Origin of the sequence: Mesorhizobium sp. M0074 (assembly GCF_040322975.1) — a bacterium.
In the GTDB taxonomy this organism is placed as follows: domain Bacteria; phylum Pseudomonadota; class Alphaproteobacteria; order Rhizobiales; family Rhizobiaceae; genus Mesorhizobium.
The window spans coordinates 218,446-232,810 of record NZ_JAMYUM010000005.1 but is presented as its reverse complement, the minus strand read 5'-3'; the positions used below and the strand labels follow the sequence as shown (position 1 = coordinate 232,810).

The following is a 14,365-nucleotide window of genomic DNA, read 5'->3' as shown; positions in this document are numbered from 1 at the left end:
AATTCTACAAACTCTCTAGACTTAAAATAGATCGCTAGAACCAAGATCTTAAAATAGAGCGCTTGAGAGGGAGCCAGGAATGTCGAAAAAGCTCGTAGTGGGGCTGTCGGGCAATTTGACCCGGCCATCGAAGACCAAGGCGTTCGTCAGCCACATTGTCGGGCAGGCCGCCGAAAGCATCGGCGCGGCCTCGGCCGTCTTCGACATCGAGGATCTCGGCGCGTCTCTGCCGCAGGCAAGGCGCCTCGGCGACCTCGACCCGGCGGCGCGCAACATCGTCGAACGGCTGCTGGGCGCCGACATCCTGGTGGCCGGCTCGCCGACTTTCAAAGGCAGCTATACCGGGCTTTTCAAGCACTTCTTCGACCTGCTCGATCCGTCATCGCTGAGGGGCAAGCCCGTCATTCTCGCCGCGACCGGCGGCGGCGAGCGCCATTCGCTGATCGTCGAGCACCAGTTGCGGCCGCTGTTCGGCTTCTTCGAGGCGCTGACCGTACCGACCGCGATCTACGCCTCCGACAAGGACTTTGCCAATGGTGTTCTGGTGTCGGAACCGATCCACGCCCGCGCCCGGCAGGCGGTCGCCGAGGCATGCCGTGTAACCGGAGTGCCCTACGGCGTCGGCCTTGCCGCCTGAACGCACCACTGACCCGAGATCCCCTTTCCGATCCGTCCAGGAGCACGCCGCGATGACCAGATCCACCAAATCCAGGCAAATCAAACTGGGCGCTTTCCTGCCCGGCGGCGGACAACATATCGCCGCCTGGCGCCACCCCGAGGCGCCGGCCGACGGCGCCACCAATTTCGAGTTCCACAAGCAGCTCGCCCTGACCGCCGAGCGCGGCCTGTTCGATGCCTATTTCCTCGCCGACAATCTGACGGTCGGGCTCGGCGCCCGCGAAGGCGGCAATGCCAAGATCGCCGGCTTCGAGCCAGTGACGCTGTTTGCAGCGCTGGCGCCGCTCACCACGCATCTCGGCTTCATCGCTACCGCCTCGACCACCTACGAGGAGCCCTACACGCTCGCCCGCAAATTCGCCTCGCTCGATCATCTGTCGAATGGCCGCGCCGGCTGGAACGTCGTCACCTCGGCCGGCGACGAAACCGCGCGCAACTTCAATCGCGAGACGCAGCCTGCCCACGCCGAGCGCTATGCCCGCGCGCATGAGCACGTCGAGACGGTCAAGGCGCTGTGGGACAGCTGGGAGGACGATGCCTTCATCCGCGACAAGAAATCGGGGCGCTTCTACGACAAGGACAAGCTCCACGACATCGACCACAAGGGCGCGCATTTCAGCGTGAAAGGGCCGCTCAACGTGCCGCGCCCGGTGCAGGGGCATCCGGTCGTGGTGCAGGCGGGGCAATCGGAAGACGGTCGCAAGCTCGCCGCCCACTCGGCGGAAGTCATCTTCACCGCCCATCAGAACCTGGCGTCGGCGCAGGAATTCTATCGCGATATCAAGGCGCGCGTGACGGCCGTCGGCCGCGATCGCGAGCAGGTGCTGATCATGCCGGGCGTGGCACCCTTCGTCGGCCGCACCGAAGAAGAAGCGCGCGCCAAGTACCAGCAGCTGAACGATCTCATCCTGCCCGAAGACGGCGTCGCCCTGCTCAACGGGCTGGCCGGCCAGACGCTCGACATCACCGGCTATCCGCTCGATGGACCGCTGCCGCCGAGCAAGGAGACCGAAGGCATGAAGAGCCGCCAAGCGCTGATCCGCCAGATTGCCGACGAGCACAACTTCACCATCCGACAGCTCTACCAATGGGTGGCAACGGCCCGCGGCCATTATACCGTCATCGGCAGCGCCACGCAGGTCGCCGATCGGCTGGAGGAATGGTTCGGCGACGAAGCCGCCGACGGCTTCAACATCCTGCCGCCCTGGCTGCCCGGCGGGCTCGACGACTTCGTCGAGCTGGTGATCCCCGAACTGCAGCGCCGAGGCCTGTTCCGCACCGCCTATGAAGGCAGGACCCTGCGCGAGAACCTCGGCCTCAGGCGGCCGGAAAACCCCTGGACCGCCGCCCGCTCGGCGGTGCTGGCCGCCGAATAATCCCGAGAAGCCCACTACCCTCGAAGCGAGAGGCAAGACGATGACCTTGCAGCACATCGAACAGGCCGCCAGCCTCGGCACGCGTGACAGCACGACGAGCCTCGGCACCGACTTCCTGCGCCTCGGTGGCCGGGCGGGCATCCGCTTCCTGTCACGCTACGGCGTCCTCATCGCTTTCCTCGCAATCTGGCAAGTGTCGAGCAGCGCCGGCTGGGTCAACGCGGCCGTGCTGCCGCCGATCGACATGATTGTCGCAGCACTTTGGAAGGGGCTGGCCGGCGGCACTCTGCTCGGCGACATCGCCATCAGCCTGCAGCGCGCCGGTCTCGCTTTCGCGGCCGCCGTGCTGGTCGCCATCCCGCTTGGCCTGTTCATGGGCCAGGTGCGCGCCGTCGAGACCGCTCTCGATCCCATCCTGCAGGTCTTCCGCCAGACCTCGGCGCTGGCGCTCTATCCGGTGTTCATCCTGCTGCTTGGGCTCGGCGAAGCCTCCAAGGTGTTCGTCATCTTCTGGGCGACGCTGTTCCCGCTGCTGCTCAACACCATCGGCGGCGTCAAGCAGGTCGATCCGAAACTGCTGGAGATGGCCCGCGTCTATGGCGCCAGGCAGCTCACCGTCTTCCGCCGCGTCGTGCTGCCCGGCGCTGTGCCCTCGATCTTCGTCGGACTGAGGCTCAGCGCCACCACGGCGCTACTGCTGTTGATCGCCTCCGAAATGATCGGCGCCAACAAGGGCATCGGCTTTCAGGTGATGAACGCGCAGTACAACTTCCAGATCCCGCTGATGTTTGCGGCAATCGTCATCCTCGCCGGTCTCGGCCTGATCGCCAACCAGGCGCTGGTCAGCCTGCAGCGCCGGCTCTGCCGCTGGAGCAATGCCGTCGACTGACCACCCGCCCTTACCAATCTCAACCAGGCCAGAACTCAAATCAGGAAAGACCCGGACCATGAAAATCACCCGCCGTTCCCTGCTTGCCGGCGCGCCCTTCGCCGCCGGCCTTCTCACCGCCGGCCTGCCGCGCTTCGCCTTTGCCGAAGCGGCACCAGTGAAGTTCCGCTCCCTCGCCAGCCGTGGCAGCATCTCTCCGCATGAGTTGGCCGGCGAGCTCGGCTATTTCAAAGGCCTCGGTATCGAGGTCGAGAATGTCGGCTATTCCGGCGGCGGCCCGGAATCATTGTTTGCGCTGGCCTCCGGCAGCGTCGATATCGGCTCGGCTGCAACCGCAGCCGTGATCAATTCGATCTCCGGCGGCAACGACTTCGTCGCCGTCTATCCGAGCAACGGCATCAACAGCAAGGTGCGCAGCGTCTTCTACGTGCTCGACGACAGCCCGATCAAATCGATCGCCGACATTGCCGGCAAGACCATCGCCGTCAACACGCTCGGCGCCCATCTCGACTACACCGTGCGCGAGGCGCTGCACAGCGTCGGCCTGTCGCCGGACGCCGCCAATCTCGTCGTCGTGCCCGGACCGCAGCTCGAGCAGACCTTGCGCTCCCGCCAGGTCGACATCGCGGCGCTGGGCTACTGGCAGGCGACGTTTGCCGGCGCCCTCGTCGACAATGGCGGTGTGCGTGGCGTGTTCAACGACACCGACGTGCTGGGCGAGCTGGCCGGCGGCTTCGTCGTGCTCAGGCGCGACTTCATCGCCGCGCATCCCGATGCCGCCCGCAATTTCGTCGAGCAATCGGCGCGCGCCTCTGACTGGTCGCTGCAGAACCCCGACGAAGCGCGCAAGGTGCTGGCAAACATCCTCGACAAGCGCGGCGAAAACGGCGAGCTGGCGCGCTACTGGACCGGCTTCGGGCTGCGCCAAGGGGCCAAGGCGACGGATCGCGACATCGACTTCTGGGTCAGCGTGCTCGAGCGCGACGGCCGCCTGCCAAAGGGTAAGCTGAAGGCAGCGGACATCCTCTACCGGCCCGGCGAAACCAAGACCAACTGACAAAGCCAACCGGCAAGACAATCAGGTGGGAGGCTAGCGCGATGAGCGGCACAAGCGGCGGTGAGGTCAGCATACGCGGCCTGTCCAAATCCTTCAGCATCGGCGGGCGCTCGCTTGCCGTGCTGAGGACCCTCAACCTCGACATCCGCTCGGGCGAATGCCTTGTCATCGTCGGCGCCAGCGGATCGGGCAAGACCACGCTGCTGCGCATACTTGCGGGGCTGGAGGCTGCCGACAGCGGCGGCGTCGCCATCGACGGCAAGCCAGTGCACGGCGTCGGTGCCGAGCGTGCGGTGATTTTCCAGGAACCGCGCCTGCTGCCCTGGCTGACGGTGCTCGGCAATGTCGCCTTCGGCCTCGAAGTGCGCGGCGTGCCCAAGGCCGAGGCCGAGGAACGGGCGCGCTTCTATATCGCGCTCGTCGGCCTCGCCGAATTCAGCGATGCGTTTCCAAGGCAGCTGTCGGGCGGCATGGCGCAGCGCGTCGGCATTGCCCGCGCGCTGACCGTGCAGCCGGAAATCCTGCTGCTTGACGAGCCGCTGGGCGCGCTCGACGCCATGACCAAGATCGGCATGCAGGAGGAACTGGCGCGCATCTGGAGCGAGGAGAACGTCACCATGGTGATGGTGACACACGACCTCGAGGAAGCGATCTACCTTGCCGACCGGGTGCTGATCCTGCCCAAGGAGAAAGGCGGCGCGGCGCGGCTGATCGACATCGACCTGCCCCGCCCGCGCGAGCGCAGCGAAAGCCGTTTCGTACGCTACCGCGAGGAACTGCTGCGCGAATTCGGCCTGCACTGAAAGCCGCCTAAGAGGCCTTGGTTCCTCGCTCCGCGAAGCGGTGAGAGGTGTCGCGGTGTAGGCGAGACGGAGAGGCTCTTTGAGTGCCCCTGCCCCGCGCTTTCCTGGAACCGGATTCCCCGCCCCCGCATTTCCTTAACCGGGAGGCGAAGGAGCGCGGCATGAAAGCTTTGTTCGCAATCTTTGGCGGCTTCGTGCTGACGCTTGCCGTATTCGCCAGCGGCCTCGCCTTCGCCACCTGGCTTCTAATAGCCAAGCCGGTACGGCCGGCCGCCCCGGTCTCCAGCGTCGCCGAACTGTGGGCCAAGGACCCGCGACCGGTGAACCCGGCCGCGCAGCGCCTCGAGCGCCTCCCGGCCCGCCCGGTCCCCGTTCGCACCTCGGAAGTTGATCGCACCGCGAAACCCGCCGACACCGCAGCAGCTTCGACACCCGACACCACCGGCTCCATCAAGCCGGTGGTGAAAGAGCAGCAGACGCTACCCGCCGCCCATGTCGAATGGTGCGCCAGCCGCTACCGCTCCTACCGGCCGGACGACAACCGCTACACGTCCTACAGCGGACAACAGCGCCCCTGCATCTCGCCCTATCTCGACACCGGCGCCGCCGATGACGGCAGCTATTTCGAGGCGAGCGATAGGTCGTCAGTGGAGGGCTACCCGCCATCGGACGAAACCGGCGCCGCCGAGCTCTCATCCGATCACGTCCAATACTGCTTCAGCCGCTACCGGTCATATCGACCGGAGGACAACAGCTATCAGCCATATTCCGGGGGGCCGCGCAGGCAGTGCGAGTAGGCAGGCCGGGGGGTGGCTGGCGGCCGCAGTGCATGGCGCCTTGTGCGACCCCACCCAACGATCACGCAGATTTCTTGGATCGTTCGGGTTGGCGCGGCGTTCATCCGATACCCAAAGGAGAAATCAACATGGGCGACGACCGGGAAGACAAGATTCGTGAGCGCGCATACCAGATCTGGGAACGCGAAGGCGGGATCCATGGCGATCCCGAGCGGCACTGGCACCAGGCCGAGGCCGAGATCGACAGGGAGGCAGCCCTGCCACTGACGGCAGGCGATGCCCTGCCGGAAACCCGCGAGGTCGCGAGCTCCGACGTTTTGACGGTGGAGGCCCTGGCGGTGCGCACCGGCATATCGGGCGAACAGGCGCAGGAGCTGATCGACAGGCCGGGAAACGACAGGGCGGCTATCGAACAAGCCGCGCGCAACCTTAAGGGGAAGCAGCGGCTCGGGGAGTGACAGATGATCAGAAAACTCAAAGACGGAAAATACCGCCTCTATTCGCGCAAGAAGGACGAAAAGACCGGCAAGCGCCGCAATCTCGGCACCTTCGATACCCGCGAGGCCGCCGAAAAGCACGAACGCGAGGTGCAGTATTTCAAGAGGCATTGAGGGGAGTGCTGTCGCTTCCCAGGCAGCCGCGCCGGAGGGCGGCCTCCTGGCGGCTGTCCAGCGTCACGATGTGGTCCTTGGCGGTGCCTCCAGCGTTCCTGTTGAAATTGAACAAAACGGGAACAAAAATGTCAAGAGCGAATTGACTCTGCGAGGAATGCCTTCCTATTTGTCAGTAGGCGGGGCGGTTGCTCACAAATCGAGGAGAGCCGCAATGGGCAGACGAAAAAGCCGGTTTGACAGGCTGTCGGCGAGGGATGCGGAGGCGATCATCAGGGACGCTTTGAGCCTGCGCAAGACGGTGCTGTCGTCGCAGCTGCATCTGAAGGCGCATGGCGAGCTGTTCTGGCAGCTTTGCGGGCTTCTCGAGAAATTGCACGGGGTGCTGGCCAGCGTCGCGGAGAAGGAGCCTGATTACCGGATGGCGGAGCTTGGCCTGCTTCCGCTGCCCGAGGATTACTCGACCCGGAAATGAGCCATGGCCGGGCCGATGGACAGCGTTGGGCGTGCCGCCAAGGCCAACATGCTGCTCATCGTGGAGTGCGGCCATTGCTACCATGTCGGACGGTTCAGGGCGAATGACGTGGCCCAGGTGGTGGGCTGGAACAAGCCGCTGGAAGCGATCAGGTTCAGGTGCAAGCGATGCAGCCGCAAGGACACGACGGTGAAGACGCAGTTCATCGACCAGGATCATCCGCCAAAGGGCTACATCTGGGTGCTGCAGAAGTTCAAGCGCTAAAATAATGAGCCTTGCACCGGCGCCTGTTGCGGAAACTTGATCTGCGTCGCCGGCTTGTCGACGATCACCAGCGCATCATCGGGCGCCGTGCGCTGCAGATGCCTTGCCTTGGACCATGGCGCCGTCAGCCAGGTCTCGGTTTCTTCCGGCGTGGCCAGGATCACCGGCATTGCCTTTTCGTGGATCGGCGCGACCAGCGCGTTGGGCTGGGTCGTCATGAAGCCATAGACCTGGTGATCGGCAGGGCGGTCCTTGACCTTGCGAAGGCCATGCCAGCGCGTCCACAGGCCGGCAAAGAAGAATAGCGGGCGGTCCTCGCCGAGTGCAAACCAGTAGTTGCGCTGAATGCCGGTCTCGGGGTCCTTGTCGCCGGGCGTCGGGCTGGGCTCGGCGAAGCTGGTGACGGGCACCACGCAGCGGTTCTCGATGCCGAGATATTGCTGCCAGTGGCCGTATTGCGGATTGCGGATATTAGTGGTGCCGTAGTCGGCCTTGCCCTTGACCCGCTCCAGTGGCGTCGGCATGCCCCACAGCAGATTGGCCAATTCGCGTTCGCCGTCCGGCGCGTTGCGCACCACCGGGCCGGGCTGGTTGGGATAGATGTCGATGGAGGGTTCGAGATTGCCGAGGATGTCGCGCAAGGCGCGGGTCCACTGGCGGATAGCCTCCTGGCTGGTCGTGATGTTGTAGAGATTGCACATTTTCAGGCCGTTCCCGGATGCTCAGGCATCTTGTTGGAAACGGCCTGGAATTTCCAGCGCTGTCCGTTGGGTTGCTGACACGGCAGGCCGTGTCAGCAATGGCTTTGTGAGACCTACCGCGCCGATTGTCTCATAGCTTGTGCGGCTACCGCCGCGAGAAAAGCCCTCGCCGCGGCATCGCAGGCCGCTCGAGACGGGCCTTTGGCGAAAAGAAGAAGCTCGGCGGCTCGAATGTTGAGCCCGTGCTTCCTTGCGAATGTGGCTAGATCGTAAGGCTTGTTGTCGTAAGGTTCGTCGTAGTCGATCGTCAGATCGTAGTTTTCTTTCATTTTCTTCCTCCCGTTAGCGATCTCCCCCCTCCTGTCGCTAACGCAAAATTAACGTCGATGGCGGCGGGCGAGTCCACCAATCAGAGATTGTGTAAAAAACGTACGAGCTCGCATGCTCGCCCTCGCAACGGGCCTGCGAGCAATCGCCGCCGACCGGACCGGTCGAAAGAGCCGATTATGATGGCAATGTTGGAAAGGCTGCCACGGCCTGGTGCTACGAGGTGTCCGCGACGCCTAGCGTGCCTAAATGGCCGGCATTTTCATCTTCCAGGCCCCGGTCCGCAGCCGGCCTCTTTGGGTCCGGCTAAAGGATAAATCCGGCTAATAACACCGTAAGGAGCAGCGACAGCGGAACGGCCGCAAGACACCAGATCTCCAACGTGTTGTTTTGCAGCGGGTCCATCATCAGCCTCACTTTTTGGTTTGTCATTGTGACACTAACGGTTGGTCGGAGGTAGCGGTTCCAAGCGACGCCGTTCATAGAGCGCTGCGTGTGCTGCATATTAGCAACAGCTTGACGACCGCTGAGCCCGTACCGCTTGGACAACTTCACTGGCGCCGGTGGATGCGTATTCCGCAGGAATGCAAGCGCCCCTCGGCATCAGTCGTGCGGGGATCGATCGCCGCCCATCATCAGCGCCGAGCCGGTCATGCCCCGGAACCCAATGGCTGCATCTATCTCCGGCCGAAGTTTCGCTACCACCGAGCCGATCCGATGTTCACTCCAGCCAGCGATGCGCGTTTACAGGGACCTAAGTCTGACCTGCCTGCGCAATGGTCTTGTGTACGGCCGGCGTCGGGAACAACTGCGCCCGTCTTCAGTTGATGGCGTCACCTCCTCGAGGAGACATCGGCGCAGAATCAGTCCCTTCATGCGCTGATTAGGGTCCGCCGCCATTGCTGGATTTGGCAGGCGGACCCTTGGTTCTGTACGCTCCAGATGAAAAGCGGGTAAGCTCGGGATCACTCATCATCCCAGAAATCCCGTAGAGACGTATGGCGGAGGTCTTCCTTGCCCCTGAGATGCTTGACCTGGCTTGACATCCGAGACGACCTCCCAGCGCGCGCACGCAGCGGGGTCGCCCTCAGCCTTCCAGCGCCTCGTGCTGGTAAAGCTCGTCCATGCTGAGCGTCGCAAGCGCGGCGAACGGCGCCTGCTTTTTCACGCGGCCGTGGCTCAGGATCACGACGTCGTCGCAGAACGAAATGGTGCTGCGATGATGGCTGATGACGATGGTGGTGCGGCGGCCGGCGCGCGACTTCAGCGTCTCGACGATTGCCGCCTCCGACAGGCCGTCCACCGCATTGGTGGCTTCGTCCAGGATGAGGATATCGGGATCGCGCACCAGCGCTCTGGCCAGCGCGATCCGCTGTCGCTGTCCCGCTGAAAGATTGACGCCGCGGTAGCCGACGACCGTCCGGTAGCCTTGCGGCAGTTGCTCGATGAAGTCATGGGCTTCGGCCAGCCTTGCGGCGCGCTCGGCGTCGTCGGCCGAGGCCGCGTCCTGGCCGTAGATGATGTTGTCGAAAATCGTGCCGTCGACCAGCTCCAGCTCCTGGCTGGCGAGCGCGATGTGCTTTCGCCATTGGCTGGGGTCGATGCGGTCCAGAGGCGATCCATCAACGAGGATCCTGCCGCTATCCGGTTCGACGAAGCGGCACAAAAGATTGACGATCGTAGTCTTGCCGGCGCCCGAGCGGCCGATCAGCGCGGTCGAGCGGCCGCTGCGGATGTCGAAGCTCGCCGCATGCAGCACCACCGCGCGCTGTTCCGAACCAGAATAGGTAAAGGTGACGTCCTCGAATTTGATGCCTTGGCTGAGCCCAGGGAACGCTGCGCTGCCTTGCGGCGGCGCGGGCTTGCCGGATGGGTCCAGCATCCACGTCACCTCTTCAAGCGATCCGCTCAGGCCCTGCAGCTGGCTCCAGGCCATTTGCAGCGACCGCATATAGGGCTGCAGCCTGTAGAGCAGGATGACGAAGGCGACGATCAGCGGGAAGGAAACATTGGCGAACCAGGCGCCGATCACCACCGCCAGGAACAGCATGGCGTGCAGAACCTCGGTCAGCGGCGGCAAAGCTCCCTGACGCGTCAAAAGCACGAACGCCGCCCGGCGCACCGCATCCGATGCCTGGTCGAATGCCGCCTTCTCGCGTTGCTCCTGGCCGAAGATGCGGATCAGCCGCCCGGCATGCACCAGATGCAGCATCTGCGATGCGAGCTGGCTGTTGCGGGAGGCGACGCTGCGGCTCGGCGCCTTCAGATTGGCCGACAGCACGGCGTGCGCGACCTGGACCAGCGCCAGGCCCAGCGTCACCAGCAGCGTCATCTGCCACGACAGGAGCAGCAGGAAGGTCAGGAGGATGATTGCGGCCGATGCGTTGACGATTGCCCCCAGCGTGATCTGGATGGCATCCGAGGCCCGCCAGGATTCGTTGGAGATGATGTTGAGCAGCCGTCCCGGGCTTTGCTGCAGGAAGAACGGATAGCCTACCCTAAGCAGCTGCTCCGACAGCGCGCTGCGGATCGAATGACTGGCCTTGCCATAGATGAAGGTGGTCAGCAGCGTATTGGCGTAGGCGAACAGGTTCTTCAGCACGATCGAGCCGAGGATGGCGACCGATATGACGATCAGCCGGTCGCGCTCGCTCAGGCTCGATCCGACATGCTGGAAGACGGCGGAGAAGCCGGCCATGCCGGTCTGCCCTTGCCCCATGATTAGTTTCAGCAACGGAATGATCAGGCCGATGCCGAAGCCTTCAAGCGCGGCGCTGAGCAGCCCGAGCACCACCACGGCAGGAAGCAGGCGCAACTGCTTTCTTCCGAGCGCGCGGCGCAGCATCGGCAGGCTGGGCGGCATCAATCGCATGGTGGCGGATCACCTCGCCTCGGCATTTGCCTGTTGCTCCTGTCGCATCTGCGCCGGCTGCGGCGATTTCGCCAGCAAAAGCACCGCGAATTTGGCTGCGCCGAGCAAATTCATGCCGACGATCGGCCAGTGCGACAGCTTGAGTTCACGGTCGAACAGAGGGCCTTTCACCAGTTCGCGCAAGGCCGCCCTCATCGACCAGTAGCAATGCCGAAGCAGCCACGGCGCGTGGCGGATATGTTTCAGGCAAAGCCCGCCATTGCCCATGCTGTAGTCGCGGTGCAGCTTTTCGATGGCCTTGCGGTCGCGCCGGCCGTGATGGTGATAGATAGTCATGTCGGGCACATATTCGACCGGAATCCCAAGCAGCACCGCCCGCACCAGATAGTCCGTATCCTCGGCGGAGCGCAGCGGGCCGCCGGCGCCGAACCGTTCGTCGAAACGGCCGATGCGGGCGGCAACATCGCGGTGCATCGTCATGTTGCAGCCAAGCACGAAGCCGCCGGGATGGACATCCGGCGTAAGCCGCGCGCGCACCGGCGACCGCTTGATGGTGAACGGCAGGTCGCGAGGATCGCCGATCTCGACGCGGCCACCGCGGATGACCCGTTCGCCGGCCGCATAGTGCCGCTGCAGATCGCGCAGATAATCCTTGTGGACAGCGCAATCATCGTCGACGAAGACCAGCACGCGTCCCCGCGCCCGCTCCAGCCCCGCGTTGCGCGCGGCCGCCAATCCGGGTCGCGGCTCGCAAATGGCCGTGAACGGGATGTCCGACAGTTCGGCGATGCTGGCCAGCCGTTTGGCTGTGCAGTCGGTCGAACCGTTGTCGACAACCACCAGTTCGGCAGAGAAGGCAGCGTAGGCGCGGCACGCGGCCTGGATCGACTTTATGCAAGGCTCGAGCACGTTGACGCGGTCGCGTGTGCAGACAATGAAGCTGACCTCCGGTGCCGGCCCGTGCTGCGGCCGGGGCGACATGGCCGCCGGCACCGTCGAGCGGCCGCGCTGCTGGAGCTGATGCGATTTGACGAACATGCGTTGCTAGCTCAACTCAAGGAAAGGCAAAACCGCCGCGGCCGGCACGGATTGCAGATACCGCGACAAGGCATCCACCTGCCTGGTGACCGACATCGAGGCGAGACTGAAGCGCGGCGCGAAGGCACCGGTGCGAAACACGTACTGCTCGCGCCGCCGGATGAGTTTCCATTTCGCCGTCCGCGTCAGGAATTCGTGCATCAGCAGCGGCTGCCTTTCCCCCGATATCAGCTGGTAGAGGAAATAGAACAGGTTCAGCGTGCCGGCCTGGTAGCTCGGCCTCGTCTCGGCCGGCAGTGCGGAAATCCTTTCTTCCAGCGCAAGGATCCATTCGGCGGCACGGCGAACCGTGTCCATCGACAGGACCTCACCGATGTCGCGGAGGCCTTGCGTCTCTTGTGCGAGCCCTTCGCGCTCGAGGTTCTCGGCGACGATCTTCAAATGGGTCCTGCGCATTTCGCGCTTGTGCCTGTTGGTCACGCTGTCGTCATGGATACGATAGGCGATCAGGCTTTCGGGGATCATGGCCGCCGGGTAGCGGTCGGTCAGCCGCCTGAACAGGTCGAAATCCTCGGCATGCTTGTAGCTTTCGTCATAAAATAGAACGCTCTCTTCGATGACCTTCCTGTTGTAGACGACCGTGGAATGCATGAAGATCGTGAAGAACATTGACAGTATTCGCAGGATGTTGTCCTGGAATATCGGATCGGGCGAACCCCTGACGATGCGGTCGCCGAGCAAGGTATCGAAGCCTGCGCCGCACAGCGCGAGGTCAGGTTGTTGACTAAACAGCGCGACCTGACGCGACAGGCGCCGGGGATAGGCGATGTCGTCGGCGTCCATCCGGGCGACCAGATCGCCGCGGGCCACGGCCAGGCCTTCGTTCAAAGTTGCAATCAGGCCACGGTTTTCGCGTGAGATGATCGAGATGCGATTGTCGGCCTGGCGGTATTTCTGCAGGATCTGCAGCGAGTTGTCGGTCGAGCCGTCATCGATGGCGATGACCTCCAGACGCTCGTAATCTTGCCGCAGGATGCTGCCCAGCGCAGCGGCGAGATAAGGTCCGGCATTGTAGATCGGCAGCACGACGGACACCAAGGGAGCAGCCATGATCAGCTCCGATCGGTTCGCTGCAGCTTGCGCGGCAAGGGTGACGTGCCACCATCAAGCGGCCTGCCCGGATATGCTCCCGCCGCGAGCCATCCGGCATTGCCCACGTCGATGCCTGCCGGGATGGCGCCGCGGCCCTTTCGAGCAACATAGGGGAAGTGGCGTTTGAGGCTGTTGAGCGGCTTCTCGAAAAGCAGCCACGAGACCGAGGCCAGCATGAGCGTCGCCGTTCCCGCGACCAGGAACCGTCCCGGCCCTTGTTCCGAGACGTTGAGCGGGATCCAGGGCTGCGACTTGACGACCAGAGCCAGCACTATGGGATGGTAGAGATAGACGCCGTAGCTGATGCGGCCAAGGCCAAGCAGCGGCGGCAGTTCGAGAAGTTTTCCGACGCGACCGCCAATGCCCGCTGAACAGCTTGCAACGATGACCACCAGAGGCGCGACAGGCAGGATCTGCAACAGCAGCCAGAGGCCCCATTCCTGCACCGGATTTGCCGGCGCCGGCGCAAACCACTGCAGAACGAAAAACGCCACCGCGAGCCCCGGCCAGGCAGCTCGAAGCCATTGCGGCAAGCCGGCTGTTCTTGACCGGTAAGCGGCAAGCAGCGCGCCTGACGCCAATGCATCCATCGACGCCGGCGGCAGCAGGTCGCGCGCCAAACCGGGCGTTCCCGCGATCGGCCAATAAAACCGGTAGGCCAGCGACAGCACGATCACGCCGATGCAGATCGCTTCGAGGCGCTGGCGCGGCGCCAGCAGGACGATCAGCGGCCAGGCGATATAGAACTGCTCCTCGATGCTCAGGCTCCAGAAATGGCAGAGCAGCCAGGGCGTCCATTCATTCTGCGCCGCGTACCAGAAATTCGACAGATAGAGGGCATGCCAGGCCAGCGATCCTCTGGACTGCTCCAGGTCCATCAGCCAGACGAAACCCAGCACGGCGAAATAGGGCGGGAATATTCGCAGCGCCCGCCTGATATAGAAGGATTTCAGCGCCGGTCCGGTTTCGAATTCGGCGGCCGAGCGGGCTTCGAGCAGCAGGCGGGTGATCAGAAAGCCGCTCAGCACGAAGAACAGGCGCACGCCGATATGGCCCCAGAACGAGGACCCTCCAGCCGCGAAGAAGTGGGCGTACAGCACCATCGTCACGGCGATGGCCCTCAGCGCGTCCAATTGGGTGTCGCGCGCATTTCCCATTAGCGGCATACGCCGGCGGGACAGCGAAACTGCCAATCGGTCAATATAGCGGCTTCGTTCACGGCGCATTCCAATCGGAAGCGCCCCCCTTGCGCAGAATAGGACCACCATTGTGCAACGCAACACAAAAAGTTGACACATTTGAAACAGGAACGTGAGGCGCGACTA

The 14,365-nt window shown here is 63.7% G+C and carries 16 protein-coding genes; 10 read left to right on the top strand and 6 right to left on the bottom strand.

Going from position 1 to position 14,365, the window contains the following annotated elements; genetic code table 11:
• The first annotated feature begins 79 nt into the window (after positions 1–79).
• The 10 genes from msuE (at position 80) to NKJ73_RS09385 (ending at position 6,950) form a co-directional block, all read left to right on the top strand.
• Positions 80–637 (top strand): FMN reductase, encoded by a 558-nt coding sequence (gene msuE / locus NKJ73_RS09430; protein WP_352569138.1) that lies wholly within the window; start codon positions 80–82, stop codon positions 635–637.
• 52 nt (positions 638–689) lie between these two features.
• On the top strand, positions 690–2,054 hold the full coding sequence (locus tag NKJ73_RS09425) for an LLM class flavin-dependent oxidoreductase (protein WP_352569137.1): 1,365 nt from the start codon (positions 690–692) through the stop codon (positions 2,052–2,054).
• A gap of 40 nt (positions 2,055–2,094) precedes the next feature.
• Positions 2,095–2,943 carry an ABC transporter permease gene (locus tag NKJ73_RS09420; protein WP_352569136.1) on the top strand — a complete coding sequence of 283 codons (849 nt, stop codon included), beginning with the start codon at positions 2,095–2,097 and terminating at the stop codon, positions 2,941–2,943.
• 58 nt (positions 2,944–3,001) lie between these two features.
• Entirely contained in the window at positions 3,002–4,000 is a 999-nt protein-coding gene (locus NKJ73_RS09415; RefSeq protein WP_352569135.1) for an ABC transporter substrate-binding protein, read from the top strand.
• A 41-nt stretch (positions 4,001–4,041) separates the two neighbouring features.
• Positions 4,042–4,803, top strand: a complete 762-nt coding sequence (locus NKJ73_RS09410) for an ABC transporter ATP-binding protein (protein ID WP_352458208.1) — start codon at positions 4,042–4,044, stop codon at positions 4,801–4,803.
• Positions 4,804–4,964: 161 nt separating this feature from the next.
• Positions 4,965–5,600 (top strand): BA14K family protein, encoded by a 636-nt coding sequence (locus NKJ73_RS09405; protein WP_352569134.1) that lies wholly within the window; start codon positions 4,965–4,967, stop codon positions 5,598–5,600.
• 128 nt (positions 5,601–5,728) lie between these two features.
• On the top strand, positions 5,729–6,058 hold the full coding sequence (locus NKJ73_RS09400; RefSeq protein ID WP_352569133.1) for a DUF2934 domain-containing protein: 330 nt from the start codon (positions 5,729–5,731) through the stop codon (positions 6,056–6,058).
• Positions 6,059–6,061: 3 nt separating this feature from the next.
• Positions 6,062–6,211: a hypothetical protein gene (locus tag NKJ73_RS09395; protein WP_023677295.1), complete on the top strand. Its 150-nt coding sequence runs from the start codon at positions 6,062–6,064 to the stop codon at positions 6,209–6,211.
• A 214-nt stretch (positions 6,212–6,425) separates the two neighbouring features.
• Positions 6,426–6,686, top strand: coding sequence for a hypothetical protein (locus NKJ73_RS09390; RefSeq protein ID WP_352569131.1), 261 nt, complete (start codon positions 6,426–6,428; stop codon positions 6,684–6,686).
• Positions 6,687–6,689: 3 nt separating this feature from the next.
• Positions 6,690–6,950 carry a hypothetical protein gene (locus NKJ73_RS09385; protein ID WP_023677293.1) on the top strand — a complete coding sequence of 87 codons (261 nt, stop codon included), beginning with the start codon at positions 6,690–6,692 and terminating at the stop codon, positions 6,948–6,950.
• Here NKJ73_RS09385 and NKJ73_RS09380 read toward each other — a convergent pair.
• The 6 genes from NKJ73_RS09380 to NKJ73_RS09355 all read right to left on the bottom strand — a co-directional run bounded on the left by NKJ73_RS09380 (position 6,947) and on the right by NKJ73_RS09355 (position 14,197).
• Complete coding sequence (locus NKJ73_RS09380; protein ID WP_352569130.1) at positions 6,947–7,651, bottom strand: SOS response-associated peptidase; 705 nt, start codon at positions 7,649–7,651, stop codon at positions 6,947–6,949. The genes NKJ73_RS09385 and NKJ73_RS09380 overlap by 4 nt on opposite strands.
• A 113-nt stretch (positions 7,652–7,764) precedes the next feature.
• Positions 7,765–7,980: a hypothetical protein gene (locus tag NKJ73_RS09375; protein ID WP_023677289.1), complete on the bottom strand. Its 216-nt coding sequence runs from the start codon at positions 7,978–7,980 to the stop codon at positions 7,765–7,767.
• Positions 7,981–9,065: 1,085 nt separating this feature from the next.
• Positions 9,066–10,850: an ABC transporter ATP-binding protein gene (locus NKJ73_RS09370; protein ID WP_352569129.1), complete on the bottom strand. Its 1,785-nt coding sequence runs from the start codon at positions 10,848–10,850 to the stop codon at positions 9,066–9,068.
• 9 nt (positions 10,851–10,859) lie between these two features.
• Positions 10,860–11,888: a glycosyltransferase family 2 protein gene (locus NKJ73_RS09365; RefSeq protein ID WP_502896709.1), complete on the bottom strand. Its 1,029-nt coding sequence runs from the start codon at positions 11,886–11,888 to the stop codon at positions 10,860–10,862.
• A 6-nt stretch (positions 11,889–11,894) separates the two neighbouring features.
• A complete protein-coding gene (locus NKJ73_RS09360) occupies positions 11,895–12,998 on the bottom strand; it encodes a glycosyltransferase family 2 protein (protein ID WP_352569128.1) in 1,104 nt (367 codons plus the stop codon).
• A 2-nt stretch (positions 12,999–13,000) separates the two neighbouring features.
• Positions 13,001–14,197, bottom strand: a complete 1,197-nt coding sequence (locus NKJ73_RS09355; RefSeq protein WP_352569127.1) for an acyltransferase family protein — start codon at positions 14,195–14,197, stop codon at positions 13,001–13,003.
• Between the last annotated feature and the right edge of the window lie 168 nt (positions 14,198–14,365).

Excerpts from the sequence above, each read along its gene's own strand:
- NKJ73_RS09375 (WP_023677289.1), bottom strand. The coding sequence starts at position 7,980 with ATGAAAGAAAACTACGATCTGACGATCGACTACGACGAACCTTACGAC.
- NKJ73_RS09425 (WP_352569137.1), top strand. The coding sequence starts at position 690 with ATGACCAGATCCACCAAATCCAGGCAAATCAAACTGGGCGCTTTCCTG.
- msuE (WP_352569138.1), top strand. The coding sequence starts at position 80 with ATGTCGAAAAAGCTCGTAGTGGGGCTGTCGGGCAATTTGACCCGGCCA.
- NKJ73_RS09415 (WP_352569135.1), top strand. The coding sequence starts at position 3,002 with ATGAAAATCACCCGCCGTTCCCTGCTTGCCGGCGCGCCCTTCGCCGCC.
- NKJ73_RS09385 (WP_023677293.1), top strand. The coding sequence starts at position 6,690 with ATGGCCGGGCCGATGGACAGCGTTGGGCGTGCCGCCAAGGCCAACATG.
- NKJ73_RS09365 (WP_502896709.1), bottom strand. The coding sequence starts at position 11,888 with ATGTTCGTCAAATCGCATCAGCTCCAGCAGCGCGGCCGCTCGACGGTG.
- NKJ73_RS09395 (WP_023677295.1), top strand. The coding sequence starts at position 6,062 with ATGATCAGAAAACTCAAAGACGGAAAATACCGCCTCTATTCGCGCAAG.
- NKJ73_RS09420 (WP_352569136.1), top strand. The coding sequence starts at position 2,095 with ATGACCTTGCAGCACATCGAACAGGCCGCCAGCCTCGGCACGCGTGAC.
- NKJ73_RS09380 (WP_352569130.1), bottom strand. The coding sequence starts at position 7,651 with ATGTGCAATCTCTACAACATCACGACCAGCCAGGAGGCTATCCGCCAG.
- NKJ73_RS09410 (WP_352458208.1), top strand. The coding sequence starts at position 4,042 with ATGAGCGGCACAAGCGGCGGTGAGGTCAGCATACGCGGCCTGTCCAAA.
- NKJ73_RS09400 (WP_352569133.1), top strand. The coding sequence starts at position 5,729 with ATGGGCGACGACCGGGAAGACAAGATTCGTGAGCGCGCATACCAGATC.
- NKJ73_RS09390 (WP_352569131.1), top strand. The coding sequence starts at position 6,426 with ATGGGCAGACGAAAAAGCCGGTTTGACAGGCTGTCGGCGAGGGATGCG.
- NKJ73_RS09405 (WP_352569134.1), top strand. The coding sequence starts at position 4,965 with ATGAAAGCTTTGTTCGCAATCTTTGGCGGCTTCGTGCTGACGCTTGCC.
- NKJ73_RS09370 (WP_352569129.1), bottom strand. The coding sequence starts at position 10,850 with ATGCGATTGATGCCGCCCAGCCTGCCGATGCTGCGCCGCGCGCTCGGA.
- NKJ73_RS09355 (WP_352569127.1), bottom strand. The coding sequence starts at position 14,197 with ATGGGAAATGCGCGCGACACCCAATTGGACGCGCTGAGGGCCATCGCC.
- NKJ73_RS09360 (WP_352569128.1), bottom strand. The coding sequence starts at position 12,998 with ATGGCTGCTCCCTTGGTGTCCGTCGTGCTGCCGATCTACAATGCCGGA.